Origin of the sequence: Pseudomonas sp. Ant30-3 (assembly GCF_000690905.1) — a bacterium.
In the GTDB taxonomy this organism is placed as follows: Bacteria; Pseudomonadota; Gammaproteobacteria; order Pseudomonadales; family Pseudomonadaceae; genus Aquipseudomonas.
The window spans coordinates 1-24660 of the sequence record NZ_JMCL01000133.1 but is presented as its reverse complement, the minus strand read 5'-3'; the positions used below and the strand labels follow the sequence as shown (position 1 = coordinate 24660).

Genomic DNA, 24660 nt, shown 5'->3' with positions numbered 1-24660 from the left:
GGTGCAGGTAGGCAAGGGTCCGGCTCAAGTCGGCTTCACGCCGGACGGTCGTCTTGTCTTGGTGTCGCTGTCGGAAGAAAACGCCGTCGCCGTGATAGACCCGGCCACGCGCCAGGTGATTCGCAAGGTTGCCGTCGGAAGGGTGCCTATCCAGCTGTACGTCACGCCGGATTCGCGCACGCTGCTGGTGGCCAACCAGGGCACGCCCAAGAAGCCTGGCAAAATCGTCAGCCTGATCGACCTGGAGAGTTTCAAGGTCGCCAAGACAGTCGAGACTGGCGCCGGTGCTCATGGCGTGGTCGTCGACCGTGACGGACGGTATGCATACATTACCAACACCTACGTAAACTCGGTCTCCGTGCTCGACGTGAAGGAGCGCAAGGTGGTGAAGACCGTTCCTGTAGGCAAGGGCCCCAACGGCATCAGCGTGACGCCTTGACCGTCGCGTACAGCCGCAGGGAGCGTGACCCAAGCCCTGGAAAAAATCCGCGAAGCCCGCAACGCCGCCTGCGAGCAGGCGTTTAGCCTGCTGTTTCAGAATCCCGTCATGTTCGACACATAGCGATCACTCACGAAGCGAATCGAGTAACTGACTATTTGTCTCTGATCGCTGAAAACAAGGGCATCGTTTTGGAAGTGACCGGAGATGCAAAAATCTTGGGAGACCGTTTGCTGGTGCAGCGTGCAATCACCAATCTGGTGTCTAACGCTGTCCGTCATGCCGCTTCCAATTCAACGGTCACCTTAGCCATCGCTGCAGAAGGCCCAAGCGTTACCTTGGCGGTGTGACCAACGTGGGTGAGGGAATCCCCCAGCCCATCTGGCGCGGGTCACTGATCGCTTTTACCGCGTTTTCCGGCCGTGCGCGTTCCGGTGGCGGTACCGGACTCGGCCTGGCCATTGTGCGTTCCATCATGTTGTCCCATGGCGGACAAGTCCGGGTGCGCAGCCAAAAGGATGGCGAAACGCCTTTCACATTGGTATTTCCGGCTTTTGAAGCAGTCCGCCAAGCCTCGACCAGGAAAAGTTAGAGCAGTTGGGAAATCTCCATCAACGGTTTGATACTGGAACCGAATCGCCCAATCGTTTCCCTATGCTCTTTAAGTTGGCTGTAGGGAAGATACCGGATACCCAGCTCGGATACCCGCGAGAAAGCGGGTCTCTTGAGTTGCTGCGCAACCTCATCGCGGCGATTGTCGGGTGCGACCAGAAACAAGGTGCTGGCGGCGCCTACCTGTGTACCCAGGGCAAGGTCTAGCATGCGTACGATCCCCGAGTAAATGGACGTGGAGTGCTCGACTTCAAACGCCGCTGCAACCTGTGCGCTGCCCCGTTCGAGCCAGACGACGTCAATCAGTCGAACCGAATCCAGGCCTTGCCCATTGCCACCCGGCCATTGCTGCAGGCAGCCGTCCCCCAGAAAACCGTCTGCGTATTCGCGTCCGCGATCATTCGATGCAATCCAGACATCGAAGCCCAGCGACATGCCCATGTCTCGCAACCAGCCTTGGATCTGGGTATGGGTGGCATCACTTTCCCGAGCCAGCAGCCACTGCTTTTGCGCGGCGGCCGACTCTTCACGGACGCGTTGCAGATCGCGCTCCCACAGGGCAATCACGCCAGGGTCCTCCAAGCGCGGGGGCGCAGCGTAGCGGCCGCTGCCGACATCAAACATCAAGCCGGCGATAGCACCCAAATCATTGGACAGCTTGTGGCGGTGTTGTTCGTTCAGGCGAATCAGTCCCTCGCGCATGGAGAGGTAATGGTCCCATCGGCCCAACTTCACGTTGCTTCCCGTGACAGCATTGAAACCGTTGACGATAGCCGTATTGAAGGGACAAACCAGAGTTGGATGAATAAAATAGAGCAGATTGGCGACGGCTGGTCCCAGGCCCTTGATCTTGAGCGCATCGATCTTTTGGATCGCTTCAATCACGGCCTCCGCGGTGTCGCAGCAGTCGCAGGCATTCAGCAGCCTCGCAAAAGCGCGTTGATTGATCTCATGCTCATAAATATCCGGGATGCGCAGTTTGGGTTTCCACAAGAAAGCATGGTCAGCGCCTTTGAATATTTGCCGTTGCTCAGCAACCGACCCCACGACCGTCTGCAAGGACGAGCCTCGATAAGCATTTCCGAAAGTTCCCGCATCGATATCGCGTACCACCTGGCCAATACCCCGCCGGATCGAGCGAAAGTTCTTCAGGCGTTCCTCCCAGAGAAACCAGGTGTTGTACGTGCCGAGGGGATCTGCCTTCCAGTAGTCAATCAGTAGGGCAACGGTGTTATGCATTGGATTTCCGTCCGTTTCAGTTCGCTTGACTGTATCGAACTTTGTCGTATTCAGCGACAGGCCACCAGCGGGCCGCACCGGGGATTTTCATTTTTCGGGCTGCGTGATTACTATCGATTACTATGGGGTATGATCAACGCACGGGACCGAATTTTCACGTTCAACGCAGCCTTACCTGGGTCGGTACATGGTTATGAATACCAGCTTGCCGCCGCAAGACCGTTGCGCATCAAGCGGCGCTGTTGAGTTATTGAACCAGGAGTGCTTCTGTCTCAGCCTTGACCAGAATGCATTGGCTCATGCGCTGGACTCGGAGCTGGGTACGGCAGCGCTGTCGACGATGGTTCGACAGCGCTGCCCCTACCTGTTTGCTTCCCAGCCTGTATTCGTGGCGGCGCAGCAGATACAGCGCATGGCGGAAGTCGTAAGGGCTGTTGAGTCTGTGGTGGCCATGCCCGCATACCGCGAGCTTGTCCTGGCGGGGGCGCCAACCGTCGCGCAGCTGACCTCGACGGGTCCGCTTGGCGTTTTCTTTGGCTATGACTTCCACCTCAACGACGGCCCCGTCGGACTCATCGAGATCAACACCAACGCCGGTGGCGCGATGCTCAATGCCGTGATGGCCAGGGCACACCGGGCTTGCTGTGCTGAATTGGGGGCGATGGCACCCACGCTGGCCCAGATTGAATTTTTCGAAAAATCCATGGTGGAGATGTTCCGTCACGAGTGGCTGCTTGCCGGACGTAGTGGGCCGCTAAAAACCATTGCCATCGTCGACTCATCACCTCAGGATCAATATTTGTACCCTGAGTTTCTGCTCTTCCAACAATTATTCGAACGACACGGCATACGTGCAGTCATTGCCGATCCGGCCACTCTGGACTGGCGTGAAAGCGCCTTATGGCACGACGATCTGGTCATTGATCTGGTGTACAACCGGCTGACAGACTTCTACCTGGAGCAACCCACCAGTGCGGCTTTGCGCGAGGCATATCTCCATCAAGGCGTTGTGTTGACGCCGCATCCTCAATCCCATGCCCTTTATGCCGACAAACGCCGGCTAGCCCTCTTCAGCGACGCGGCGCAGTTAGAGTTTCTCGGTGTGCCACAAGCCATCCAAGATGTGTTGTTGGAGCACGTTCCCCACACAGAAGTGGTTAGGGCCAGCGATCAACAGCGTCTATGGACGGCGCGCCGCAGTCTTTTCTTCAAACCAGTTGCAGGATTTGGCAGCCGAGCTGCTTACCGGGGCGATAAGCTCACCCGAGGAGTCTGGCAGGATATCCTGGCGGGCGACTATGTGGCGCAGGCGATTGTCAAACCAAGCGATAGATCAACCGGGGAGGTCAACTTGCCCATACCCATGAAGTTCGACCTCCGCGTGTACGCTTATGACGCCAAGGTGCAATGGGTGAGCGCCCGCATGTATCAGGGCCAAACCACCAACTTTCGCACCTCTGGCGGTGGCTTTGCGCCCGTCTACACAACCCCCGAAACGTCCGGGTCGACCAAGTCAGCGTTGTAGCGATTGGTGGCGGTCGAGGTAGAGCAACCGGTTACTTTCTCATCTTGTCTGCGGGATGTCCGTGCTTTGCCAAAAACTGGTCAAATTGCGAGCTTTCCTTTTTCTGAGCCGCAATGATGCTTTGGGCTACACCCTATACTCAACCCGAACACGACAAGCGAGGTGCTTTATGGGGCGAATAGAGAAAACGGAAATTTTCGTACGCTAAGCGCTCTGTCTGTCAGGTGAGGTCGTAGAGGTGGACGCCATAGCGTAAGAAAATGCAGGAATAGCCCCTACTCTGACGGGGGGTGAGTAATCGTTCTGACGCCTGATTGAGGTGAACTCCAACCGGACATAGCCCATGTCACAAAAAGCTTGAAGCCGGTCGGGTGTCGCTTAGTGTACGGAAATTTCCGTTTTCTGCGATCTCCCCCTTATCGCTCTTGGCGCGCGATGGCCATCAGCAGCGACGGCGCTTATGTGTTTGTTAGCAATATAGAGGCCGGCACCTTCTCTGTGATCGATACTGCCAGCCGCACAGTGGTGGCCAGCCATAAAGTCGGGGCCGGACCCAATGGCATTAGCTACCAAGTGCCCGAGTGAGCAGCAAACAACCACTGGTTTGACTTAAGTCAGTTCGTGTGCTGCTTATCGGTCTAAACTGAACATCGACATGGCTTAACAAGTCTATGGAGTGCTCATGTACTGGTTCCGTCATCACCGCCGCAGTCTCATGCGCCTCACTCTTACGGCTCGCGGCGCTTTGCTACGTCGGGAATGCGGAAAAAGTGTGCGCGGCGCCGGTGTCTGCGGTTCTGGGAATGAACCTGGATTTCTTCCGACTGCTGCCGCGGCTGTTCCCACACCGGCGCACGTGGGTGGTACGGCGAGGATCAGCAGCTTCTTGCCGAGTCTGCTTTCCGCAATTCCACATCGCAGGGAGCGTACCTCATCGTCGCCGCGCGACTGCTCGGCCTATGGCAGTCCGAAAAACCTTAGCGTACGATTTTTTCCGAACTCTGTAGGCTCCCCAAGGAGAATCTAGTGAAGCACGACCACCTCCAGCACAACTCTGAGCCACAAAGCTTTTGGAGCTCGCGCTACTTGATCGGGTTGATCGTTTTTGGCGCCATTGCTACGTATTTTCTGTTAAGCGAGCACCGTGCCCACTTCTTTGGCGCGCTGCCGTTTCTACTGCTGCTGGCGTGCCCGCTGATGCACTTCTTCATGCACGGCGGCCATGGTCACAATCACGGAGACCCGTCGGCTAAAGCCCCCCCTGGACCATCGCAGCCGCCAAAGACTGGAGATTAGTCATGCACGACACCCCGGCTTACGGACTGTGGATGCTCGTCATCCTCAATTCGGCCATCTTCATCATGTTCGCGTTCAGTTTCTTCAAGCCTCAGACCGCACGCGACTGGCGCACTTTCGGGGCGTTCGCAGCCTTCATAGTCGCTCTGTTCGTCGAGATGTACGGCTTCCCGCTGACCATCTACCTGATGTCGGGCTGGCTTCAGACGAAGTTCCCGAGCCTCGACCTACTGTCCCACAACACCGGCCATCTGTGGTCGACGCTACTCGGAGAGAAGGGCGATCCGCACTTCGGTGTGCTGCACATCGCCAGCTATGTCTTCCTTGGCTTCGGCTTCTATTTACTGTCCAGCGCGTGGAATGTCCTGTACCACGCGCAGCGACGCAAAGGTCTCGCCGTGTCAGGCCCGTATGCGCATATCCGCCATCCGCAATACGTTGCGTTCGTACTTATTCTGTTGGGCTTTCTGTTCCAGTGGCCGACGTTGCTGACCTTGCTCATGTTTCCTATTTTGCTAGTGATGTATGCGCGGCTGGCTATCACAGAAGAGGCAGAGATGCGAAAGCAGTTCGGCGCGGAGTTCGCAGATTATGCTGCGAGGACACCACGCTTTCTGCCGTCGCTGCATAAGCGGCTATCGGCCACCTGAAGCGATGTTGCCTGAAGGCTCGCTGGCACTCCTTTAACTCCGTTTATTCCGGCGGCTATGGACCAACACCTGAATCGCGTTAGCAGGTTCAACAACGCAAGCAACCGCATCAATCCCATTCCATCTGTTAATTGTTCGGGCCTTGTACCTCAGCAGAAGGAACCTAATGTCGAGGGAGGTACCCGTATCGGGTGCGTGTGCAGACAGCGCGTAAGCGCCTAAAAATCTGCGTCCGTGACACCGATCCAGATCTAACCTGTGGTCACCAAGATCAGTTTGCCCTGAGGGTCCGAACGATCGAGCTGGACGATGGAGTACTTCTATGAGCAAAAAGAAAAAAAATGTCAGGGGAAGTGATCCAGTCACTCTGTCGGTTTCAGGCGGCACAGGTATTACGCCTGCTGAGCCTATCGTCAGCAGGGGGCAAACCGAGGCATTGATCTCACATAATGACTATGCAGCTCAGCTTCGAGTTTTGCAGATTGAGTTGGTCAAGCTTCAGAGGCACTTTATCGGCTGCGGCGATAGGATTCTCGTGATGCTGGAGGGGCGAGACGCCGCCGGTAAGGACGGCAGCATCAAGCGCGTCGTCGAGCACCTAAGCCCGCGCGAAACGCGCGTCGTGGCACTCGATAAACCCTCTGACCGCGAGCGCAGTGGATGGTACTTCCAGCGTTTCGTCGCCCACCTTCCCGTGGCTGGGGAGCTAGTTCTGTTCAATCGCAGTTGGTACAACCGTGCCGGCGTCGAGCATGTGATGGGCTTTTGCTCTAAGGACGAGCATGAGGAGTTCATGCAATCGGTGCCGAAGTTCGAGGAAGTGCTCGTCAACTCAGGTATCAAGCTGCTGAAGTATTACCTCGATATCAGCAAGGACGAGCAGCGGCGCCGACTAGACGAGCGGCAACGTAATCCGCTCAAGCAATGGAAGACGAGTCCGATTGATGCTGTAGCCATTAAACGTTGGAAGGCGTACTCCGCTGCGCGCGACGAAATGCTGATGCGAACGCATACCGCTATCTCACCGTGGCGCATCGTACGGGCTGACAATAAGCGGCTAGCGCGCCTAAATCTTATACGCGACGTCCTCTCGCGACTACATTACGCAGGCAAGAAGAACAAGCTCGTCGAGCCGGATCGGGACATCGTATTCGAATTCACGCCCAATTGCGTCGACGCTGGGAAACTGGCGCGCTGATGTCTGCCCCTCAGGAGCGAATATGAAAACAAGCACCTTCGAAGTGGGGGAGTTAATTTCCACCCTGAGCGCGGCCGGCGTCCAGCGACAGATCGCAATGCTATCGGGTGTCCATCATGTCGAAGTGAACTATGTGGCCGGCAGTGCCACCGTACACTTTGACGAAGCGAAAACGTCGCCTCAAGAGATCCGGCAACGCATCATTGACTGCGGCTACCACTGCCGTGGTGAACTCGTTCCCGCTCACGTCTGCGAGTCTACAGATCACAAGATGACCGCAGACACGCATAAAGGCCACATGGTGCAGGGTGGTAGCAAGGGACATGCGCCGAACGAGATGGAACCGGGGAGTGATCCCCGTGCGGGTCACAGCGCCAAGCCCGCGCAACCGATGAGTGAAATGACGCACGATATGGGCCATGCGCCCGGCATGTCGATGCAGGACATGGCCAACGATATGCGTAATCGCTTCTTTATTGCTCTGCTGTTCGCAATTCCTGTCTTCCTATACTCGCCGATGGGCAAGATGTTCGGCGATTTCGCAACGCCGTTCGACCTCAATCGGAAGGTTTTTCTGTTCATCGCCGCCACTGGCGCGATCGCCTATCCGGGTTGGCCTTTCTTCATCGCCGCTTGGCGTGCTGCGCGTAACCGGGTGGTCAACATGGCGACCCTGATTTTACTCTCGGTCGGCACTGGGTATGTGTTCAGTGTGGGGGCCACCTTCCTCTATGAAGGCGAGGTATTCTACGAAGCCGCAGCCGTGCTGCTGGTCTTCATTCTACTGGGCCACTGGCTTGAGATGCGTGCACGCGCGGGTGCCTCAGATGCGATCCGGGCCCTTATGGATCTGGCCCCGCCGATGACCACGGTGCTACGCGCTGGCGTCGAGACCGAGGTGGCCACCTCGGAGGTGCTGACGGGCGAGACGGTCATCATCAAGCCGGGCGATAAGATTCCGGTTGACGGTGAAATCATCGAAGGTAGCTCTGAGGTCGATGAGTCTATGCTGACCGGAGAATCGATGCCCGTGAAGAAGGCTCCTGGTGATGCAGTCATTGGCGCCACGATCAATAAGAGCGGTAGCTTTCGCTACAAGGCCACCAAGGTTGGCGCCGACACGGCGTTGGCCCAGATTGTCAAACTCGTCCAGGAAGCCCAAAACTCCAAGGCGCCCGGACAGCTACTCGCTGATCAAGCCTCGCAGTGGCTGGTTCTGGCAGCCATTGCCATTGGTTTGCTCACTTTCGGCGTGTGGTTCTGGGTCCTGGACCAGCCACTGCTGTTCGCTTTGACGCTAACGATCACGGTGTTCGTTATTGCCTGCCCCGACGCTCTGGGCCTGGCCACCCCAATGGCCATAATGGTCGGTACCGGGCTCGGCGCTATGAACGGTATCTTGTTCAAAAACGCCGCTGCACTTGAGAACGCTACCAAGCTAACCGTCATCGTTTTCGACAAGACGGGCACACTCACACTAGGGCAGCCTGACGTGGTGGAGATGGTCACCGCCCAGGACGTCACCGAAGCTCAGTTGCTGGCTACCGCAGCGGGGGTGGAGAAGTTCTCGGAGCATCCTTTGGCGTTGGCGGTGCTCAAAAGATTGGGGACCTCGCAGGCCGAGGTCGCGACGGGATTTACCAACATCGATGGTCAGGGTGCTCACGCGATGATCGACGGTGAGAAGGTACTGCTCGGAAACCTCAAGCTGATGGAGTCCGAAGACATCCCATTGCAGGCGCTGGCCACTGAAGCCATCCGACTCCAGGGTGGGGGCCGAACCGTGGTGTATGTCGCTCGCGCAGGGAAGCTGATCGGTCTAATCGCCATCGCCGATGCCGTACGGCCGACCTCCATGGCGACGATCGCCAAGTTGCAGGAGCGCGGTATAAAGGTGGCGATGATTACCGGCGATAATCAAGCCACGGCTGATCGCATCGGCAAGGAGCTTGGTATTGACATGGTGCTGGCCGACGTGCTCCCAGGCCAGAAAGCATCCAAGCTTAAGGAGCTTCAAGAGCAGGGGCACAAAGTTGGCATGGTAGGCGACGGCATCAATGATGCGCCGGCCCTGACCCAGGCTGATGTAGGTTTCGCGATCGGTGCCGGCACCGACGTGGCTATGGAAAGCGCGCAGGTCATTTTGATGAAAAGCGACCCGTATGATGTCGTCGGTGCTATAGAACTGTCACGTGCCACCCTGCACAAGATGCATCAGAACCTATGGTGGGCGGTTGGTTACAATTTGATCGCCTTCCCGCTGGCAGCCGGCGTCTTCTACCCGTTTACTTTGTCGCCAGAAATCGCAGCATTATCGATGTCGGGTAGTTCGGCCGTCGTGGCAATCAACGCTTTGCTACTCAAACGGACCAAGCTCGCCGGTATCAAGAGTGTACGGCCACAAATTACACCTACGGCGGGCGCGCAGACTTCCCCGGGCGTCTCGTTATAAGCCGGTCCCACGGGCCCGATCATGCGGCAAGGAGGAAACCGACACTGTCGCGACCTATACGCAAGCCTTGCTGCCGCAGTGTGGCAACACGAGGTCAGTGGATTGCCAGGCAGGTGATGTAGCTCATGCTGAAGTGGCGACTCCCTGCCCTCAAAACAAATACAGCGCTACCCGAGCCAGTTCTATAACACCCTGCGTTTCGGTATGAACTATCAAGAGCAAGGGCAGTGTGAAGTAGCCGCCGATATTTGATGTCATTCCTGTTTCAGGCGCAAAAATCTGTAAAGCTACTGAAAATCAGACCTCTGCTCTCTTGACTCATATTTTCCCTTGAGCCAAAGCTTTGCAGGGTGCAAATCACAAGCGACGAGCGGAGGAGGTTCATTCTGGTTACTTTGACCTAGATCAATCTATCTTTTCCCTCATCCTCGTACTGTAAATTTATCCACTATCCATAAGAAAAGAGGGAAAACTCATGAAACTGAAATTTTTCATCTGATTTATATCAACTCTGACTTTATTCCTCTCGGCTCTCATTTGACTCTGCCAGTATGACCAACACCGCCCAGACTTCAGGAAAAATATACCTGAAGATCGTTGTACATTGATGGCCGAGTACATGAACGCGATGCAGGATGACATGTCTAATCTAAATGGCATGGGTGTGAAATCGTCGGGCACACAATACCGTCACTGCAATTGGTACCAAATAAATGCAAACGGCGATGGATCCGAAAAGATCTCATTAGTAGCAATGCGATGAGCGGTATTGCCGCTCCGTGGCGAAGAGTTTTTATAGGTAGTACTTAGTCTTCGCAACCAAAACATGGCAAGGATATTGCCAAAGGCGCAACAGTCACAATGTTGTCCGGTTTGAAAACCTGTTTTTGGAAAAATAAAATGCGCAAATTATGGATCCTCCTGGCAACGCTGGTTGCTTTAAACCTAAGTGGCTGTGGCTACAACACATTCCAGAGCAACGATGAACAAATAAAAGCGAGTTGGTCTGAGGTAGTAAACCAATACCAGCGTCGGGCGGATCTGGTACCTAATCTGGTCAATACCGTCAAAGGCTATGCTGCGCATGAAAAAGAAGTACTAATCCAAGTGACGCAAGCGCGGGCTCAGGCGACCTCCATACAAGTGACGCCAGAGGTGCTCAATGACCCGGCCGCCTTTGCCAAGTTTCAGGCTGCACAAGGCGAGCTGTCCGGAGCGTTATCCCGGTTGCTGGCAGTGAGCGAAAACTACCCGCAACTGAAAGCAGACGCCGGTTTTCGCGATTTGCAGGCGCAACTGGAAGGCACCGAAAACCGCATTGCAGTGGCGCGTAACCGTTACATCAAGTCAGTGCAGGAATTCAACGTCACCGTACGCTCTTTCCCCTCCAATCTGACGGCAATGGCATTCGGATACAAAGAGAAGCCTAATTTCACGGTAGCAAACGAAAAAGAAATCGCTAAGCCCCCCGCAGTAGATTTTGGGTCAGCGCCTGCTCTTCCCCCAAGCGGTAGTCAGGGAGCAGCCAAGTGACCACGGTGCGCACGACCAGCGCGGCGGCGTTGTTTGTCTTAATGCTGTGCTGGTCTTTCCTCGTGGGCGCTGAAGTCGCAGTCCCTCCCCTGACTGGCCGGGTCACTGACCAGACCGCTACGCTCACCGCAGATCAGACAGCCAGCCTCGAGCAAACTTTACGGACGTTTGAAGCCAAGAAAGGCACTCAACTCGCACTTCTCATTGTCCCCAGCACCCAGCTGGAAGCGATCGAACAATATGCTTTGCGCGTTGCGGAGCAATGGAAGTTAGGCCGGAAAAAAGTGGATGACGGCGCAATCCTGGTTATCGCGAAGACAGACCGTGCGCTTCGCATCGAAGTAGGCTACGGCCTTGAGGGCGTGCTCAATGACGCCACCAGCAAACGCATCATCAGCGAGATCATCACACCGCGCTTCAAGCAAGGAGACTTCTACGGTGGCATTGCTGCCGGGCTCGACCAGATGATCCGGGTAATTGATGGCGAGCCGTTGCCGGCACCCAACGCACAAACTATCGGCGGTGTTACGGATATTCGGCAGTATGGTCCGCTCGTTTTTATTCTTGCGCTCGTGATCGGCAGTGTGCTGCGCCCCGTTTTGGGCAGATTTCCAGGTGCGCTAGTCACCGGAGGCGTTGTGGCCGTTATCGCGTGGTTGGTGGCCGGCGCACTGTTCATTGCGTTGGGCGCGGGCGTGATGGCGCTCTTGTTCACGTTGGTCGGTGGCGGTATGGGTGGATACGGTATGGGGGGGCATCGTGGAGGATTCGGTCGAGGCAGTGGTGGTGGCTTCGGTGGTGGTGGCGGCGGGTTTGGCGGCGGCGGCGCATCGGGGAGGTGGTGACGATGAATATCAAACGCATTATGAAACACCTCGCTATGACCCACTGGGAGGTCAAACGGGCTTTTCCCCGCGAAACGTTGATCGCGATCGAACTAGCGATCAAAACCAGTGAGGCTGCACACGCCGGAGAAATCCGCTTCGTCGTGGAGGGCGCGCTGGATAGCACACCGCTTTTCAAGGGCCAGTCCGCGCGAGAGCGCGCTATCGATGTGTTTTCGCAGTTGCGTATATGGGACACCGCTCACAATAACGGTGTGCTGATTTATCTGTTGCTCGCTGACCGGGACGTGGAGATTGTTGCCGATCGCGGAATTCACGCGAAGGCGGGCTCTCAAGAATGGCAAAGCATTTGCCGCCAGATGGAAGCCGCCTTCAAACAATCCAATTACAAAGGCGGCGTAGTCAGCGGTGTTCAGGCGGTTACACAGCATCTGACGAAACACTTTCCCGTTGCCGGCGGTGAGCCGAATGAATTACCAGATAAACCAATGGTTCTCTGAGGAGCCCTCTATCGCTGGTGCCAACCAAAAAACTCAAGCACGCTCAACCGAGGAACAGAGCATGACACTCCAACTGGATCAACATGACGCTGTAGTCGCTGTATTCGTTCATCATCAGGATGCAGAGGACGCTGTACGCAAGCTTGCTGCCAGTGGGCTCGACATGACGCATTTCAGTATCGTCGGACAAGGTTTTCATTCCGAGGAAAAGGTTGTGGGTTTCTACAACGTCGGCGACCGAATTAAATTTTGGGGTAAGAAGGGCGCATTTTGGGGCAGCCTTTGGAGCCTGTTCTTCGGCGGAATATTTCTGACCCTTCCTGTGGTCGGGCCTGTCATGGTGCTTGGTCACTTGGCAGGGATCGTCGTTGCCGCTGTCGAGGGTGCAATTCTGGTCGGTGGGTTGAGCGCGCTTGGCGCTGCGCTTTTCAGCATCGGCATTCCGAAGGACAGCGTTATCCAGTACGAGCAAGCCGTCAAAGCTGATGGATTTCTTGTTGTAGCCCATGGCTCCTCGGACGAGATGGCGAGATCCAAAGCGATCCTTGAGTCAAGCAATCCGGCAAGTATTGATCTGCATGAGAATGTGAAGGTCCATGCAGGAGACTAAAAGCGTATTACTGCAATGTTTGTATTCCCTATCATGAAAAGGAGTATCACCATGCAAAATCAAACGTTGAACGTAACGGGTATGACGTGTGACGGCTGCACCAGCAAGGTGGCGAACGCGTTGAAAGCAATTCCCGGAGTCCATGACGTAGTAGTGTCGCTCTCGACCGGCGAGGCTGCGGTGCGTTATGACGAGCAACTGACCTCACCCGATCAACTGAAATCGGCCGTGAAAGGCGCGGGCTATGTCGTGGATATGGCTAAGGCCGCGTCCAGTCATCAATCCAAGGGCGGTTGCTGCAGTTAACTCGTCCCTATGATGCCCAGCAGTCAGACCGCAGGCATGACTCGATGGCCTGTGGCTACATGAGGGTCACCAGCGTGCGCTCAGCAGGTTTGCCCATCGCGACTATGGTCACGCTTATGCTGAGCGTGTTCACTGTGTCGATTGGCTTTGGCATCGTGCTTCCACTTTTGCCCTACCTTATTGAGCGACTCCTGGGCGCGGGAGGTGATGCTGCGCAAGTTTCCCGGCACACGGGATTACTGACGGCTGTCTATACCCTTTCACTTTTTCTATTCGCCCCCCTGTGGGGTCGACTTTCCGATCAACGCGGCCCGCGTGGTGTACTGCTTATTGGACTCCTCGGCTTTGGCGTAACCATGTTGGTTTTCTCGTTTGTTGAGAGTCTCGTCGCTGTATACGCCGAGCGTTTTCTGAGCTGCATGTTCGCCGCAGCCGTGACGCCTGTAGCTGCGGCAGTGATAGGAAACGTCACGACGACTGAACAGGGCCGAGCCCGTCGGCTTGCGTTCGTCAGCATGACAGGGATTAGCGGCTTCCTGCTTGGACCGATGCTGAGCGTGTTCGTAACGCGCTTTGCCGCAGATACCTTCAACCTCGCCTTGCCGCCAGGATCAGTAGCGGTTCCGCTCGCGGCGACGGGGTTACTCGCCTTTTTAGTGGCTGGTGGAGTTGCGTTTGCTCTACCAAGTATCGACGTCCTTGGTCGGTCAACGAAGATATCGAAGGCCTCGGCCGATCAAAAAACATGGCTCGTGCCAAAACTCCTCATCCTCACTTTCATCGTATCGGTCGGCGTCGGGGTCTTCGAGGTCGGGCTCGCACTGCGTGGTAAACAGGAACTCGGTTTGAGTCCATATCAAATTGCGCTGATGTTCGCCGAGTGCAGCTTGGTCATGTTTGTGATGCAGGCAATCGCATTCTCACCCTGGTTCAAGCCGGACACGACCCGCTGGCTCATCGCCCCCGCGCTCTCCGTGCTCACTGCCGGATTGTTTCTCGTGCCATGGGCGTCTGATTTTAAGTTAATGCTGGTCGTGATCGGTGCGGTTGCGGCCAGCGCCGGCATCCTGTCGCCGATCCTCACCTACTGGATCTCGGCCAAGGCTGGAAGCGCGCAGGGCTGGGAACTCGGCAAGCAAACGGCTGCGTCCAGTCTTGGGACAACCTTAGGATCGGCAGCGGGAGGAATCCTCTACAGCGCTGTCCTTCTCCCTAGCGCCTCTTTCGTCTTGAGCGCGAGCTTCACAGTACTGGGTTTCCTGTTGAGCCTCGGGTTGCCGCGTTTACTCATGCATCCCCATTCATGCCCTCACCCGATATCCGTGCAATCGAGAAAGCAAAAGTGAAGATGAGAACAGAATGGGAACCCGGCTTCTCGGCGCAGAAAAAGTCCGCGCTGATCCCACTTACGAACTGATTCTCAGTGGAATACTTAAGAAACCGTGATTCGGATGTTCGAATAACTACGATGAGGTTGCGTAGGCTCCACTGTGGAGCCGGGCGTGCAAAATTGAAAACTCCAGAGACCACGCGACAGGCGTGCAAGGACAGCTCGATGTTTGCGCCAATCCTTTGGTGAAACCTAAAGTGGTTTACGCGGAAACCTTTATACATAAACAGCTTACGACGCAAATATCCTAAATTTTGACTTGTCTCGGCATGACGTCTAATAGCTTCAACACCTATCCAGCCAGCCTCTATGGTTCAATGAGCACAATGTTGTAGGGACAATCGGGCGATGTCGGCTGACGCGGAGATTACGTTTAGGGCAATCAGGGCTGAGATAGCCAGACTGTCCTATAACGCGGTTAATGATTTTTTGGCAATTACTCCCCGCGAAGGGCCTTAATCAGGCCTTTAAATGAACCATTGAGTCGGGTGAACGCTGCCTCAAAATGAATTTCATTTTCCGTATACTTCGCAAGTTCGATTTGCTGATCCACGGTATTTTGGTCAAGGGACAGTTGATTTGGAGTTCTGTAAAGCAAGGCACTCCCATCAATTTCGCCTGCTGATCCGTTCCCGGCAATATGCTTTAGGTTTGTTGTTTGTAAAGAAAACTGAGTAGCCGTCACTCGTTTTGACTGGTCTGCAAGCAAGGCAGGAAAATCCAAATCACGGGCCTTGAAGTTGGGCGTATCCGCGTTAGCGATATTATTGCTCAGCACCTCAGCTCTTTGGCTGCGATAAATTAACGCTCTTTCCGCAGAACCAACGGCTTTTTCAAAATTAATACTCACGCCTAATCACCTCTGTGGAATTACCAGTCCCAACGCAATACGCATATCGAACACTCAAGGTTAAACGCAATGCGTTTACGTCGTCGAATTTCAGATACTGTTCAGCTGTTCAAAAACCGTCGAGCCTCTTTGAAAATGACTGGAGGCTTACAAAATTGTCATATATAAATTTTTAAACGGTTAAATGCGGTGCAATTTTGCTTGGATGAGTGAGACCTTACGTAGTAAGCCGTCTGCAGTTCAAGAAGAAAGTGTCTACCTGACACAACTGTAATATTCGCCTAAGGTTTCTGACAGGGTATTCGTCTTAAAGTTATAACGAGCCTTGAGCTCAGCCCCCTAGAATCATCTTTTAATGTGAGCTCAACGGGGTGACCAAAACTCATTCGAGGATACCCCCATGAAATCCATTAAAACTCTATTGGTCATAGCCGCTTTGACCGCCTCTTCTCTGGCGATGGCCGAAGGCGGTGGTGACCGGACATTCGCACGCATGGAGGCGGCCAGAAAGAACTCAATGGACACGCACCAAGTTGCCCAGAAGCAAGGCACTCAAACCCCTGTAGTGAAGAGCAACGCCAAGGCGGCCGACCAAGCCAAATATTGAGCGGCTTGATGCACTCCCAAGCTGACAGAAATGTAATCACCTTGGTGGTTAAAATGTGGCAACTTCTGAGCTCGCCTGCCGTATGAATTTTGTCATTTGCGGCGGCGAGCAAGACTCATAGGGATTCGAGACGAACTCCTGAGAGAATGCCCCCAACCTGTAAACAAAACGCACAGTGTGTTTCGCACGGTTTCCCTTTTGACTGACTGGACATAAACGGCATGCATTCCAAAACCTCTAGGCGGACATTCGTCAAAGGCCTGGCCGCTGGTGGCATTCTCGGCGGTCTTGGTCTGTGGCGCACTCCTGTATGGGCAGTGAGCAGCCCTGGCTTTCCGAGCGTACTGACCGGTAACGAGTTTGATCTGTTTATTGGTGAAACCCCGGTCAACATCACCGGTTCACCACGCACAGCCATGACCATCAACGGCTCCTTGCCGGGACCACTGCTGCGCTGGCGTGAAGGGGAAACGGTCACGCTGCGGGTGAAAAACCGCCTGGACCAGGACACCTCCATCCATTGGCACGGGATCATTCTGCCGGCCAACATGGATGGTGTGCCGGGCTTGAGTTTCCACGGCATCGCCCCCGATGGCATGTACGAGTACAAATTCAAGGTTCATCAGAACGGCACGTACTGGTACCACAGCCACTCGGGCTTGCAGGAACAGGCTGGCGTATACGGCCCCATCGTGATCGATTCAAAAGAGCCAGAACCTTTTCAATACCACCGCGATTATGTGGTGATGTTGACTGACTGGACCGACGAAGATCCTAGTCGGGTCATGGCCAAGCTCAAGAAGCAATCGGACTACTACAACCACCACAAACGTACCGTGGGCGACTTTATCGACGACGTCAGCAAGCAAGGTTGGTCTGCTGCCGTGGCCGACCGGAAGATGTGGGCTGAAATGAAAATGAACCCCACTGATCTCGCAGACGTCAGTGGGGATACTTACACCTATCTCATGAATGGCCAGGCGCCTAACGGTAACTGGACCGGTATTTTCAAACCAGGTGAGAAGCTACGCCTGCGTTTTATCAACGGCTCGGCGATGAGCTATTTCGACGTCCGCATTCCTGGCTTGAAAATGACCGTGGTGGCTGCCGACGGCCAACATGTCAAACCGGTGAGCGTCGACGAATTCCGCATCGCCGTGGCAGAAACGTATGACGTGATCGTAGAGCCTGCCAGCGAAGAGGCTTACACAATCTTCGCCCAGTCCATGGATAGAACCGGTTATGCACGTGGAACCTTGGCAGTTCGCGAAGGATTAAAGGCACAGGTACCTGCGATCGATCCTCGGCCGCTTTTGACCATGGATGACATGGGTATGGGCGGTATGGCGGGCATGGACCATGGCAGCATGGCTGGTATGGGCGGCGGCGACATGTCCGGCATGGCTGGCATGGATCACAGCAAGATGGCCGGAATGGACCAAAGTAACATGACCGGGATGACCGGCATGGACAGCGGTGACATGACTAACATGGCCGGTATGGATCACAGCAAGATGGCGGGAATGGACAAAGGCGACATGTCCAACATGGCCGGTATGGACCACAGCAAGATGGCAGGAATGGACAAAGGCGACATGTCCAACATGGCCGGCATGGACCACAGCAAGATGGCAGGGATGGGCGGTATTGGGGGCGAAATGCAGACTCACCCAGCCTCCGAAACCAACAACCCCTTGGTTGACATGCAAGCCATGAACCCAACGCCCAAGCTAAACGATCCAGGCATCGGTTTGCGGAACAATGGTCGTCGAGTGCTCACCTACTCAGATCTGAAAAGCACGTTCCAAGACCCTGACGGTCGCGAACCCAATCGCACCATTGAGCTTCATCTGACCGGTCACATGGAGAAATTTTCGTGGTCCTTCAACGGCATCAAATTTTCTGACGCCGAGCCGCTTCGTCTGAAGTATGGGGAGCGTCTTCGCATCACCCTGGTGAACGACACCATGATGACCCATCCCATCCACCTTCACGGCATGTGGAGCGACCTTGAGGATGAGAACGGCAAGTTCATGGTGCGCAAGCACACAATCGACATGCCACCAGGTACCAAGCGTAGCTATCGAGTCACCGCTGATGCCTTAGGTCGCTGGGCTTATCACTGCCACCTGCTTTTCCATATGGAAATGGGCATGTTCCGTGAAGTACGGGTTGATGAGTAAAGGAGACGATCTGTGAGCACATACCTAAATCGTAAATCGCTGGTCGGTTGCCTCTTTGCCGTCGGCTTGATGGGTGGACTCTCGTCCGTGGCGCTGGCAGTCGAAGATAGTAGTGATCATTCACCTGCTACTCCTGCAAAAGCAACGAACAAGCCTGCAACTACGACAAACGAGTCAAAGCCCGATCACGGGTCAATGGACCACAGCAAGATGAGCCATGAGTCGATGGATCATGACCAAAAAACCAAAAAGGCAGATTGAGATCATGACCAGTAAGTTTTTACGCCCAACGTTGATGGCACTGGCAGTCTCTACCAGTCCTGCTTTCTTTGTCGTGGCTCACGCCGCTGAAGAGATGGATCACTCCAAGATGGACCACGGCTCAATGGGAGCTATGGACCATAGCAAGATGGGGGCTATGGATCACAGCAAGATGAGTATGGATGACGGGCAAATGGACGGAATGGAAAGTATGGACGGAGGGGCGACTACCACCAGTCGAACCCCAGTCCCCGTACTTACCGACGCTGACCGTGCAGCCGCCTTTCCAGATGTCGCTGGTCATGGTGTCCACGACAAAAAAATCAACTCCTTCATGCTGCTGGATAAGTTTGAGTACCAGGATGCTGACAACGGTAGTGCATTGGCCTGGGATGCAAAAGGATGGATCGGCGGTGACGTTGATCGACTGTGGTTGCGCTCGGAAGGCGAACGTACCAATGGCGTAACGGAAAACGCTGAACTCTCAGCACTTTGGGGGCACTCCATCGGTCCATGGTGGGATGTCGTCACCGGCGTACGACAAGACTTCAAGCCCGGGTCACCACAAACTTGGGGAGCGCTCGGTATTCAGGGCATGGCCCTCTATAACTTTGAAGCCGAAGCGACTGCCTACATCGGTGAGAACGGTCAAACCGCTGCTCGATTGGAAGGCGACTACGACATTCTGCTGACCAATCGCCTGATCTTGCAGCCGACGGCCGAAGCCAATTTTTACGGAAAAAATGATCCTCAGCGCGGCATTGGGTCTGGATTGGCAAACACCGAAGTAGGGCTCCGATTGCGTTATGAGATTGTTCGCCAATTTGCCCCTTACATTGGGGTTAGCTGGAGCCGCTCCTACGGCAATACGGCAGACCTGGCCAGCGATGAAGGAGAGGATGCGAACGAGGCGCGATTTGTCGCCGGTATTCGGATGTGGTTTTGAGGGCCTGACATGAAAAGAACATTGAAAACATTGGCTGCTGCCGGGGGGGTCGCCGCAATAGTAGGTGCCGGCGTGGTGTATTTTGGTGTGATCAATGTTGGGGCGGATGATCCGCATTTCGGCCCCGTTCACTCACTTCTTTCCACTGCTCGGGATCGCTCGATTGCTGTGCGCTCACGCGATATTAAAGTCCCCGACCTGAGTGAAGAAGCTCTCATCCGCGCAGGCGCTGGCAACTACAACTCAATGTGTATTGGCTGTCACCTTGCTCCGGGTGTCGCAGCAACCGAGCTAAGCAATAGCCTTTACCCTGCACCTCCAAACCTTTCAAAACTGGGCATTGATGGAAACCCTGCCGCAGCTTTCTGGATCATCAAGCATGGAATCAAATCCACAGGCATGCCCGCTTGGGGTAAAAGCATGGCCGATCCCTACATATGGGGAATGGTCGCTTTTCTCCAGCAGCTGCCTTCATTGGATGCAGAGCAATACAACGCTCTAGCAACCAGCAGCAGTGGTCATCAACACGGTGGCGGCGAGAGCAAAATGCATAACCATGAAGGCCAGCATGAGGGCCAAAGAGGGGCTGTCGCGGGGCATCATGATGCGGGTGCAGCCGAAGAGATAGCAGAAGCAGGCGACCATCATGGCGAGAGAAACAGCGCCCATGCCCATGAAGCGGCCTCAGCGCCTTCTCAGGATGAAAGTACCGAACACGCCCATCCTCAGGTTGTGGAGGCTTCACATGACGCTCCTGCAACTCCGGCCGTTCAGCCAAAAACTCATACCCACGCTGATGGGAAGGAGCATACCCATGCGAAATAACTTTCTTCGTCCCGGTCGGGCACTTCGCCTCGCTGCATTCGCGGCTCTGTTTATCAGTTCAGCTGGTCATGCAGCAGAGTCGCTGACGATCGACGTCCATCGTGACGCTAACTGTGGATGCTGCAAGAAGTGGATCCAGCACCTTGAAGCTAACGGCTTCACCGTCGTTGATCATGTAGAAACCAACATGAGCGCAATCAAGCAGGACCTGGGAGTTGTTCCGCGTCTCTCGTCATGCCACACCGCGGTGATCAACGGAAAATTTGTTGAAGGCCACGTACCAGCTGAGCAAATAGTTGCCTTGAGCAAACGCGATGACCTTATCGGGATTGCTGTGCCGGGGATGCCGGCAGGCTCGCCTGGTATGGAGGTTGGTGGGAAGCAGGATGCGTATCAGGTCATTGGTCTGAGCAAAGCAGGTACCGACCAAGTGATCGCCGAGTACCCGGTAAACTAATCACAAAAGTTCATTACCCTAACGGTGACAAACCGGTCGAACCGGCGTCGGCAAAAATTTTCAAGTATCCAGGTTCGAAAGCACGGTAAAGAAATTGGGAGTCGGCGCACGAATAGCCCATCATGGCCCAGCATCAATACGATGCCGCAGTCAGATGCCGAATGACTATACGTGTGCAGTCGGCACGGACAAAAGTGGAAGTAGGCCGAGCTAGAGAATGAAGAGCTGGGTTACAGCAGAGACCGTGCGCTGGGCAGGTCATGCATGGGTTGGCTCTGGTATCGGTGTCTTTTATGGCCGTGCCGGTCACCAAGAATGGCACCTCCATCAAGCACATCAGATCTCAGTTGGCCTCGACTCAACTGTATCGGTTCAAACCCCTATGGGTATTCAAACAGGGGGCGCCATCTTCATTCCGGCCGGTTTGAAACACCAGCTGAGCGCCGGTCACGTTCTGTCGATCTATGTGGATGCGCTGTCCGAGGAAGCCCGCGCTCTGCGGGGTGCGGAAGACGCGAGGGTGATTTTGATCACTCCGGCGGACGTAGCGCCGATAGTCGACGCACTGCACGAACCAGGACACACTGATCTCCAGGTTAGGACCGGGGTGCGCCAGGCGCTGCGACTGCCCGATCTCCCGCCCCCAGATCCTCGCTTGATCAAGGTAATTGAGGCGCTGAGCAGAGGCCAAATGGGACGCGAAGAGTTGGCCGCGGTGGTGCATCTATCCCCCACGCGGTTTTCTCATTGGTTCGTGGAGCATACGGGGCTGCCGCTTCGCAGTTACGCGAGATGGTTACGTCTCACGCAAGCCCTGCAGCATTTGGCCAAAGGTGCACGGCTGACCGACGCGGCTCATCAGGCGGGTTTTTCAGACTCGGCTCATTTCTCCCGGACATTCCGGGCGCTACTGGGTATCGATCCGTCATCCGCCTTGGCTGAAGTTCATCTCCAGGAGACTTAGCTCTTTCGTTCAAGCCGAAAGCTGGCTTCTACACATATTGTGATGGTTCCATATCCAGGAGCTGAGCAATGCCTTCCTTTCTCCGATTCGCCTTACGGTGGGTTAGCTATCCCCTCGTGTTTGGCGGCTCTGCCACTTTTATGATCTGGACGCTGTATACCGGCGTACCGTATTGGCCCACGACTCCCCTAGTTGCGGCAGTGGGACTTTTGCTCATCGCTGGCTTGGAGCGCATCCAACCTTTCCGCGAAGCCTGGCTTGAGGATCATCAAGACACCGCGACAGACCTGCTGCACATGCTGGTGAACCTTTCCGTCATTCAATTCACAGCTGGAGTCCTGGTCGAGCTTGGTGATGCGGTGCCAGCTTCGGTTCGTCTCTTTCCGAACAAGAGCCCGCTGTGGCTGCAGTTGCTACTAGTCATCGCCGTGCTCGATCTGAGCCTGTATGCGATGCATCGGATCAGTCACCGAGTGTATTGGCTATGGCGTTTTCACATGCCTCATCACAGCGCCGAGCGGTTGTATTGGATGAACGGGGAGCGACGACATCCGTTGCACGCGGTGCTTATGGCGAGTCCGGGGCTGGTGATCCTGTTCGCATCAGGCGCACCCTCCGCAGTTGTGGCCACCTGGTTTGGAGTTCTAACAGTGCACTTGGCCTTCCAGCATTCGAACCTGGACTACCGGGTGGGATGGTTGCGCCACATTATCGGTGTTGCCGAAATTCATCGCTGGCATCACAAACGCGACTTTGAAGACGCCCAGGTCAACTATGGTGAGTTTCTGATGGTGTGGGACCGAATATTTGGCACGTTCTATGACAGTCTGGGGAGACTAGGCCAAGCCGAGGTCGGATTGCATGAAACGGATTACCCCAAAAATTACCTTGGACAGCTTATCGAACCCTTTGAGCATGACCGTGTAAACAAAGGCTAGTGGGCTCCCTTGCTTTGCAGCTACGGCAGCTACCGAGGCCACACTAATAGTAAAACCAATCAGACGTGATCCGAACGGTATTCTGTGAGCTTTTGCTACTTCCATGCTCAGGAGTCAGGCTTCGCTGTTTAGCGAGTCCTTGTTTCTAGGCAAGGAGACTCATGTTGACCTGCTGGGCTATCTGGCTGGTCTTTCCTGACAGATTCGTAATGGTATAGCCCGTCACCAGCGACTAGACTCCCTCGCATGAAACGCTATCTGCGGTGTTGCCTCATTTTCCTGATCAGCCTGGCGCTTCCCCTGAGCGGGATGGCGGGCATTCAGTCACCGATAGAACCTTGCCCGATGAAAACGACGGGCATGACTATGATGGGTGATATGAACCAGGACGGCGACATGAGCAGCTCCGCCGATCATGGCAAATCCTGCAAACCTGGCCAGGAATGCAGGAGCACCAGCTTGCTACAAGTGTCGTTGGGGAAACCTGCCACTCGGTTGTCCAGTCCGCAGATGCTAACAATCTTCAGCGACTCCCTCCCTACTCAGGCCCCGTCCGGGGTTTGGCGACCGCCTCGCGCTTGATTCCTGTACCACACTGAGCCTCATCCTGCTCTGGCGCGGGATGGCATATCTGTGCGCATGTTTAAAGAGGCGCGCAGTGGATCATCACAGGAATCGTGAACATGAAGCCCAAGTGCTACTGCACCGGTTGGCCCCTCGTGGCTGCCCTGGCGGCAAGCATGCTGGCATTGCCAAGCCATGCTGCGCCCCTGACACTCGACGAAGCCTTACGGTTGGCTGAAAACAATGCACCATCACTGACCGCCCAAGCGGCCAAACTGCAAGCGGCCAGCAGCGCCGCCATTCCAGCCGGTGAACTACCCGACCCGAAGCTCCTACTGGGCGTACAAAACTATCCCATCGGCGGCCCTGACCGCTGGCGCCTCGAGCAGGACTTCATGACCATGCAGATGGTCGGCGTCATGCAGGAGGTACCCAACCGTGACAAGCGTAGGGCGCGCATTGAAGTTGCTGAAGCGTCGGTAGATCGAGCCGCGGCCGAAAGCCGTGTCGAGCGCTTGAACGTTCGTCAGGCCACGGCATTAGCCTGGATCAGCAGCTACTCCGTCGAGCGTAAAGAGGCGCTGTTTCAGGATTTTTACCGGGAGAACCGTCTGTTGGCTGATACCGTCCGGGCGCAGATCGCCGGTGGCCGTGCTCAGCCTGCCGATGCGGTAACGCCAAAACAGGAGGCGGCTCAGTTGGCGGAACAACAGGACGAGTTAATTCGCCTGCGTGCGCAAGCCCGAGCGGCACTCAAGCGCTGGATTGGCCCGGCGGCCAATGACCAGCCCGTCGGCAGCTTGCCCGAGTGGCCCATCGATACCTCAGGTTATTCCCATAAGCTGCAACATCATCCCGCGCTGGCGGCTTTCACTCCAATGACCCGCGAAGCGCAGGCCAAGGTGCGTGAAGCCGAGTCGGAAAAGCAGTCCGACTGGAGTTGGGAACTCGACTACCAGCGCCGCGGCCGCCAGTTCGGCGATATGGTCAGCGTGCAATTTACTTTCGACCTGCCACTGTTCCCCGACTCCCGACAGAACCCGAAAATCGCCGCCAAACACGCCGAACTGAATCAGTTGGAGGCCGAGCGCGAAGCTCTCGTACGTGAACATACCCAGCAACTGGAGGACGATCTGGCCGAATACGACCGTCTGAACCGTGCTGTGCGCCGCAGCCAGGACAGCCTGTTACCCCTGGCCAAGGAAAAGGTTGGGCTGACCATGGCCAGCTACCGAGCTGGTAAAAGCGACTTGGCGGCTGTCATCGCTGCCCGACGTGAACTCATCGAGACCCGCCTCAAACAGATCGACTTCGAAGAACAGCGAGCCCTCACCAGTGCTCGCCTGTATTTTGCTTATGGGGACGCCAATTAATGAGCTCTCGAATCTGGAAAGGGGCTTTGCTGACAGGCTTCTCGATTGCCTTGGGCGCTGCCGGCGGTTACTGGTTTGCTCAACAGCGCATGCCTGA

The 24660-nt window shown here is 55.4% G+C and carries 27 protein-coding genes; 25 read left to right on the top strand and 2 right to left on the bottom strand.

Translation table 11 applies throughout. The features are described 5' to 3' along the window. The 3 genes from DU29_RS01000000130505 to DU29_RS1000000133825 all read left to right on the top strand — a co-directional run. Positions 1 to 439, top strand: a 439-nt coding sequence (locus DU29_RS01000000130505) for a YVTN family beta-propeller repeat protein (RefSeq protein ID WP_033050988.1), incomplete at its 5' end; no start/stop codon positions are given. A gap of 158 nt (positions 440 to 597) precedes the next feature. Continuing rightward, a complete protein-coding gene (locus DU29_RS0126145) occupies positions 598 to 789 on the top strand; it encodes an ATP-binding protein (RefSeq protein WP_028624358.1) in 192 nt (63 codons plus the stop codon). Then, on the top strand, positions 786 to 1031 hold the full coding sequence (locus DU29_RS1000000133825) for an ATP-binding protein (RefSeq protein ID WP_028624357.1): 246 nt from the start codon (positions 786 to 788) through the stop codon (positions 1029 to 1031). The genes DU29_RS0126145 and DU29_RS1000000133825 overlap by 4 nt, the downstream gene beginning before the upstream one ends. On the opposite strand, the gene DU29_RS0126135 is transcribed toward DU29_RS1000000133825, so the two are convergent. Beyond that, the gene (locus DU29_RS0126135; RefSeq protein WP_028624356.1) at positions 1028 to 2290 is read right to left on the bottom strand and encodes a hypothetical protein; all 1263 of its coding nucleotides are present in this window, start codon (positions 2288 to 2290) and stop codon (positions 1028 to 1030) included. The two genes, DU29_RS1000000133825 and DU29_RS0126135, sit on opposite strands and share 4 nt — an antisense overlap. 193 nt (positions 2291 to 2483) lie before the next feature. Here DU29_RS0126135 and DU29_RS0126130 point away from each other — a divergent pair, with 193 nt between their 5' ends. From DU29_RS0126130 to DU29_RS0126080, 12 genes are all read left to right on the top strand, one after another. Beyond that, positions 2484 to 3815, top strand: coding sequence for a hypothetical protein (locus tag DU29_RS0126130; protein ID WP_236645662.1), 1332 nt, complete (start codon positions 2484 to 2486; stop codon positions 3813 to 3815). A gap of 435 nt (positions 3816 to 4250) precedes the next feature. Further along, complete coding sequence (locus tag DU29_RS1000000131830) at positions 4251 to 4400, top strand: hypothetical protein (protein ID WP_236645661.1); 150 nt, start codon at positions 4251 to 4253, stop codon at positions 4398 to 4400. Positions 4401 to 4841: 441 nt separating this feature from the next. After that, positions 4842 to 5111 (top strand): DUF2933 domain-containing protein, encoded by a 270-nt coding sequence (locus tag DU29_RS0126125; protein ID WP_028624354.1) that lies wholly within the window; start codon positions 4842 to 4844, stop codon positions 5109 to 5111. Positions 5112 to 5113: 2 nt separating this feature from the next. Further along, positions 5114 to 5761 carry a methyltransferase family protein gene (locus tag DU29_RS0126120; RefSeq protein ID WP_028624353.1) on the top strand — a complete coding sequence of 216 codons (648 nt, stop codon included), beginning with the start codon at positions 5114 to 5116 and terminating at the stop codon, positions 5759 to 5761. A 322-nt stretch (positions 5762 to 6083) separates the two neighbouring features. After that, positions 6084 to 6959, top strand: a complete 876-nt coding sequence (gene ppk2, locus DU29_RS0126115; RefSeq protein WP_028624352.1) for a polyphosphate kinase 2 — start codon at positions 6084 to 6086, stop codon at positions 6957 to 6959. Positions 6960 to 6981: 22 nt separating this feature from the next. Beyond that, on the top strand, positions 6982 to 9411 hold the full coding sequence (locus DU29_RS0126110) for a heavy metal translocating P-type ATPase (protein ID WP_028624351.1): 2430 nt from the start codon (positions 6982 to 6984) through the stop codon (positions 9409 to 9411). 900 nt (positions 9412 to 10311) lie between these two features. After that, positions 10312 to 10944, top strand: coding sequence for a LemA family protein (locus tag DU29_RS0126105; RefSeq protein ID WP_028624350.1), 633 nt, complete (start codon positions 10312 to 10314; stop codon positions 10942 to 10944). Between the two features lie 41 nt (positions 10945 to 10985). Next, positions 10986 to 11789, top strand: coding sequence for a TPM domain-containing protein (locus tag DU29_RS0126100; protein ID WP_050483186.1), 804 nt, complete (start codon positions 10986 to 10988; stop codon positions 11787 to 11789). Positions 11790 to 11791: 2 nt separating this feature from the next. Next, positions 11792 to 12289 (top strand): TPM domain-containing protein, encoded by a 498-nt coding sequence (locus DU29_RS0126095; protein ID WP_028624348.1) that lies wholly within the window; start codon positions 11792 to 11794, stop codon positions 12287 to 12289. Continuing rightward, on the top strand, positions 12258 to 12899 hold the full coding sequence (locus DU29_RS0126090) for a general stress protein (RefSeq protein ID WP_201770527.1): 642 nt from the start codon (positions 12258 to 12260) through the stop codon (positions 12897 to 12899). Before DU29_RS0126095 ends, DU29_RS0126090 begins: the two co-directional genes overlap by 32 nt. A 51-nt stretch (positions 12900 to 12950) precedes the next feature. Beyond that, complete coding sequence (locus tag DU29_RS0126085) at positions 12951 to 13205, top strand: heavy-metal-associated domain-containing protein (RefSeq protein ID WP_033050984.1); 255 nt, start codon at positions 12951 to 12953, stop codon at positions 13203 to 13205. Between the two features lie 116 nt (positions 13206 to 13321). Continuing rightward, positions 13322 to 14551: an MFS transporter gene (locus DU29_RS0126080; protein WP_236645660.1), complete on the top strand. Its 1230-nt coding sequence runs from the start codon at positions 13322 to 13324 to the stop codon at positions 14549 to 14551. A 480-nt stretch (positions 14552 to 15031) separates the two neighbouring features. Here the strand turns inward: DU29_RS0126080 and flgB are convergent, their stop codons facing one another. Next, positions 15032 to 15445, bottom strand: coding sequence for a flagellar basal body rod protein FlgB (gene flgB, locus DU29_RS0126075; protein ID WP_028624344.1), 414 nt, complete (start codon positions 15443 to 15445; stop codon positions 15032 to 15034). 400 nt (positions 15446 to 15845) lie between these two features. On the opposite strand from flgB, the gene DU29_RS0126070 reads away from it, so the two are divergent. The 10 genes from DU29_RS0126070 to DU29_RS0126030 all read left to right on the top strand — a co-directional run bounded on the left by DU29_RS0126070 (position 15846) and on the right by DU29_RS0126030 (position 24563). Next, positions 15846 to 16052 (top strand): co-regulatory protein PtrA N-terminal domain-containing protein, encoded by a 207-nt coding sequence (locus tag DU29_RS0126070; RefSeq protein WP_028624343.1) that lies wholly within the window; start codon positions 15846 to 15848, stop codon positions 16050 to 16052. A gap of 221 nt (positions 16053 to 16273) precedes the next feature. Beyond that, positions 16274 to 18235, top strand: coding sequence for a copper resistance system multicopper oxidase (locus DU29_RS0126065; protein WP_028624342.1), 1962 nt, complete (start codon positions 16274 to 16276; stop codon positions 18233 to 18235). Positions 18236 to 18247: 12 nt separating this feature from the next. After that, positions 18248 to 18496: a hypothetical protein gene (locus DU29_RS1000000132660; protein ID WP_177326986.1), complete on the top strand. Its 249-nt coding sequence runs from the start codon at positions 18248 to 18250 to the stop codon at positions 18494 to 18496. Continuing rightward, positions 18468 to 19442, top strand: coding sequence for a copper resistance protein B (locus DU29_RS0126060; RefSeq protein WP_028624341.1), 975 nt, complete (start codon positions 18468 to 18470; stop codon positions 19440 to 19442). Before DU29_RS1000000132660 ends, DU29_RS0126060 begins: the two co-directional genes overlap by 29 nt. Positions 19443 to 19451: 9 nt before the next feature. Continuing rightward, a complete protein-coding gene (locus DU29_RS1000000131820) occupies positions 19452 to 20267 on the top strand; it encodes a c-type cytochrome (RefSeq protein ID WP_081832544.1) in 816 nt (271 codons plus the stop codon). Further along, on the top strand, positions 20257 to 20724 hold the full coding sequence (locus DU29_RS0126050) for a DUF411 domain-containing protein (protein WP_028624340.1): 468 nt from the start codon (positions 20257 to 20259) through the stop codon (positions 20722 to 20724). The genes DU29_RS1000000131820 and DU29_RS0126050 overlap by 11 nt, the downstream gene beginning before the upstream one ends. Before the next feature lie 217 nt (positions 20725 to 20941). Next, positions 20942 to 21688: a helix-turn-helix transcriptional regulator gene (locus DU29_RS0126045; protein WP_028624339.1), complete on the top strand. Its 747-nt coding sequence runs from the start codon at positions 20942 to 20944 to the stop codon at positions 21686 to 21688. 68 nt (positions 21689 to 21756) lie between these two features. Further along, on the top strand, positions 21757 to 22626 hold the full coding sequence (locus DU29_RS0126040; RefSeq protein ID WP_028624338.1) for a sterol desaturase family protein: 870 nt from the start codon (positions 21757 to 21759) through the stop codon (positions 22624 to 22626). 246 nt (positions 22627 to 22872) lie between these two features. Further along, positions 22873 to 23208 (top strand): hypothetical protein, encoded by a 336-nt coding sequence (locus DU29_RS1000000133440; protein ID WP_028624337.1) that lies wholly within the window; start codon positions 22873 to 22875, stop codon positions 23206 to 23208. Positions 23209 to 23309: 101 nt separating this feature from the next. Continuing rightward, complete coding sequence (locus DU29_RS0126030) at positions 23310 to 24563, top strand: TolC family protein (RefSeq protein WP_028624336.1); 1254 nt, start codon at positions 23310 to 23312, stop codon at positions 24561 to 24563. The last annotated feature ends 97 nt before the right edge of the window (positions 24564 to 24660 follow it).

Excerpts from the sequence above, each read along its gene's own strand:
- DU29_RS0126135 (WP_028624356.1), bottom strand. The coding sequence starts at position 2,290 with ATGCATAACACCGTTGCCCTACTGATTGACTACTGGAAGGCAGATCCC.
- DU29_RS0126130 (WP_236645662.1), top strand. The coding sequence starts at position 2,484 with ATGAATACCAGCTTGCCGCCGCAAGACCGTTGCGCATCAAGCGGCGCT.
- DU29_RS1000000131830 (WP_236645661.1), top strand. The coding sequence starts at position 4,251 with ATGGCCATCAGCAGCGACGGCGCTTATGTGTTTGTTAGCAATATAGAG.
- DU29_RS0126120 (WP_028624353.1), top strand. The coding sequence starts at position 5,114 with ATGCACGACACCCCGGCTTACGGACTGTGGATGCTCGTCATCCTCAAT.
- ppk2 (WP_028624352.1), top strand. The coding sequence starts at position 6,084 with ATGAGCAAAAAGAAAAAAAATGTCAGGGGAAGTGATCCAGTCACTCTG.
- DU29_RS0126110 (WP_028624351.1), top strand. The coding sequence starts at position 6,982 with ATGAAAACAAGCACCTTCGAAGTGGGGGAGTTAATTTCCACCCTGAGC.
- DU29_RS0126105 (WP_028624350.1), top strand. The coding sequence starts at position 10,312 with ATGCGCAAATTATGGATCCTCCTGGCAACGCTGGTTGCTTTAAACCTA.
- DU29_RS0126100 (WP_050483186.1), top strand. The coding sequence starts at position 10,986 with ATGCTGTGCTGGTCTTTCCTCGTGGGCGCTGAAGTCGCAGTCCCTCCC.
- DU29_RS0126095 (WP_028624348.1), top strand. The coding sequence starts at position 11,792 with ATGAATATCAAACGCATTATGAAACACCTCGCTATGACCCACTGGGAG.
- DU29_RS0126090 (WP_201770527.1), top strand. The coding sequence starts at position 12,258 with ATGAATTACCAGATAAACCAATGGTTCTCTGAGGAGCCCTCTATCGCT.
- DU29_RS0126085 (WP_033050984.1), top strand. The coding sequence starts at position 12,951 with ATGCAAAATCAAACGTTGAACGTAACGGGTATGACGTGTGACGGCTGC.
- DU29_RS0126080 (WP_236645660.1), top strand. The coding sequence starts at position 13,322 with ATGCTGAGCGTGTTCACTGTGTCGATTGGCTTTGGCATCGTGCTTCCA.
- DU29_RS0126070 (WP_028624343.1), top strand. The coding sequence starts at position 15,846 with ATGAAATCCATTAAAACTCTATTGGTCATAGCCGCTTTGACCGCCTCT.
- DU29_RS0126065 (WP_028624342.1), top strand. The coding sequence starts at position 16,274 with ATGCATTCCAAAACCTCTAGGCGGACATTCGTCAAAGGCCTGGCCGCT.
- DU29_RS0126060 (WP_028624341.1), top strand. The coding sequence starts at position 18,468 with ATGACCAAAAAACCAAAAAGGCAGATTGAGATCATGACCAGTAAGTTT.
- DU29_RS1000000131820 (WP_081832544.1), top strand. The coding sequence starts at position 19,452 with ATGAAAAGAACATTGAAAACATTGGCTGCTGCCGGGGGGGTCGCCGCA.
- DU29_RS0126050 (WP_028624340.1), top strand. The coding sequence starts at position 20,257 with ATGCGAAATAACTTTCTTCGTCCCGGTCGGGCACTTCGCCTCGCTGCA.
- DU29_RS0126045 (WP_028624339.1), top strand. The coding sequence starts at position 20,942 with ATGAAGAGCTGGGTTACAGCAGAGACCGTGCGCTGGGCAGGTCATGCA.
- DU29_RS0126040 (WP_028624338.1), top strand. The coding sequence starts at position 21,757 with ATGCCTTCCTTTCTCCGATTCGCCTTACGGTGGGTTAGCTATCCCCTC.
- DU29_RS1000000133440 (WP_028624337.1), top strand. The coding sequence starts at position 22,873 with ATGAAACGCTATCTGCGGTGTTGCCTCATTTTCCTGATCAGCCTGGCG.
- DU29_RS0126030 (WP_028624336.1), top strand. The coding sequence starts at position 23,310 with ATGAAGCCCAAGTGCTACTGCACCGGTTGGCCCCTCGTGGCTGCCCTG.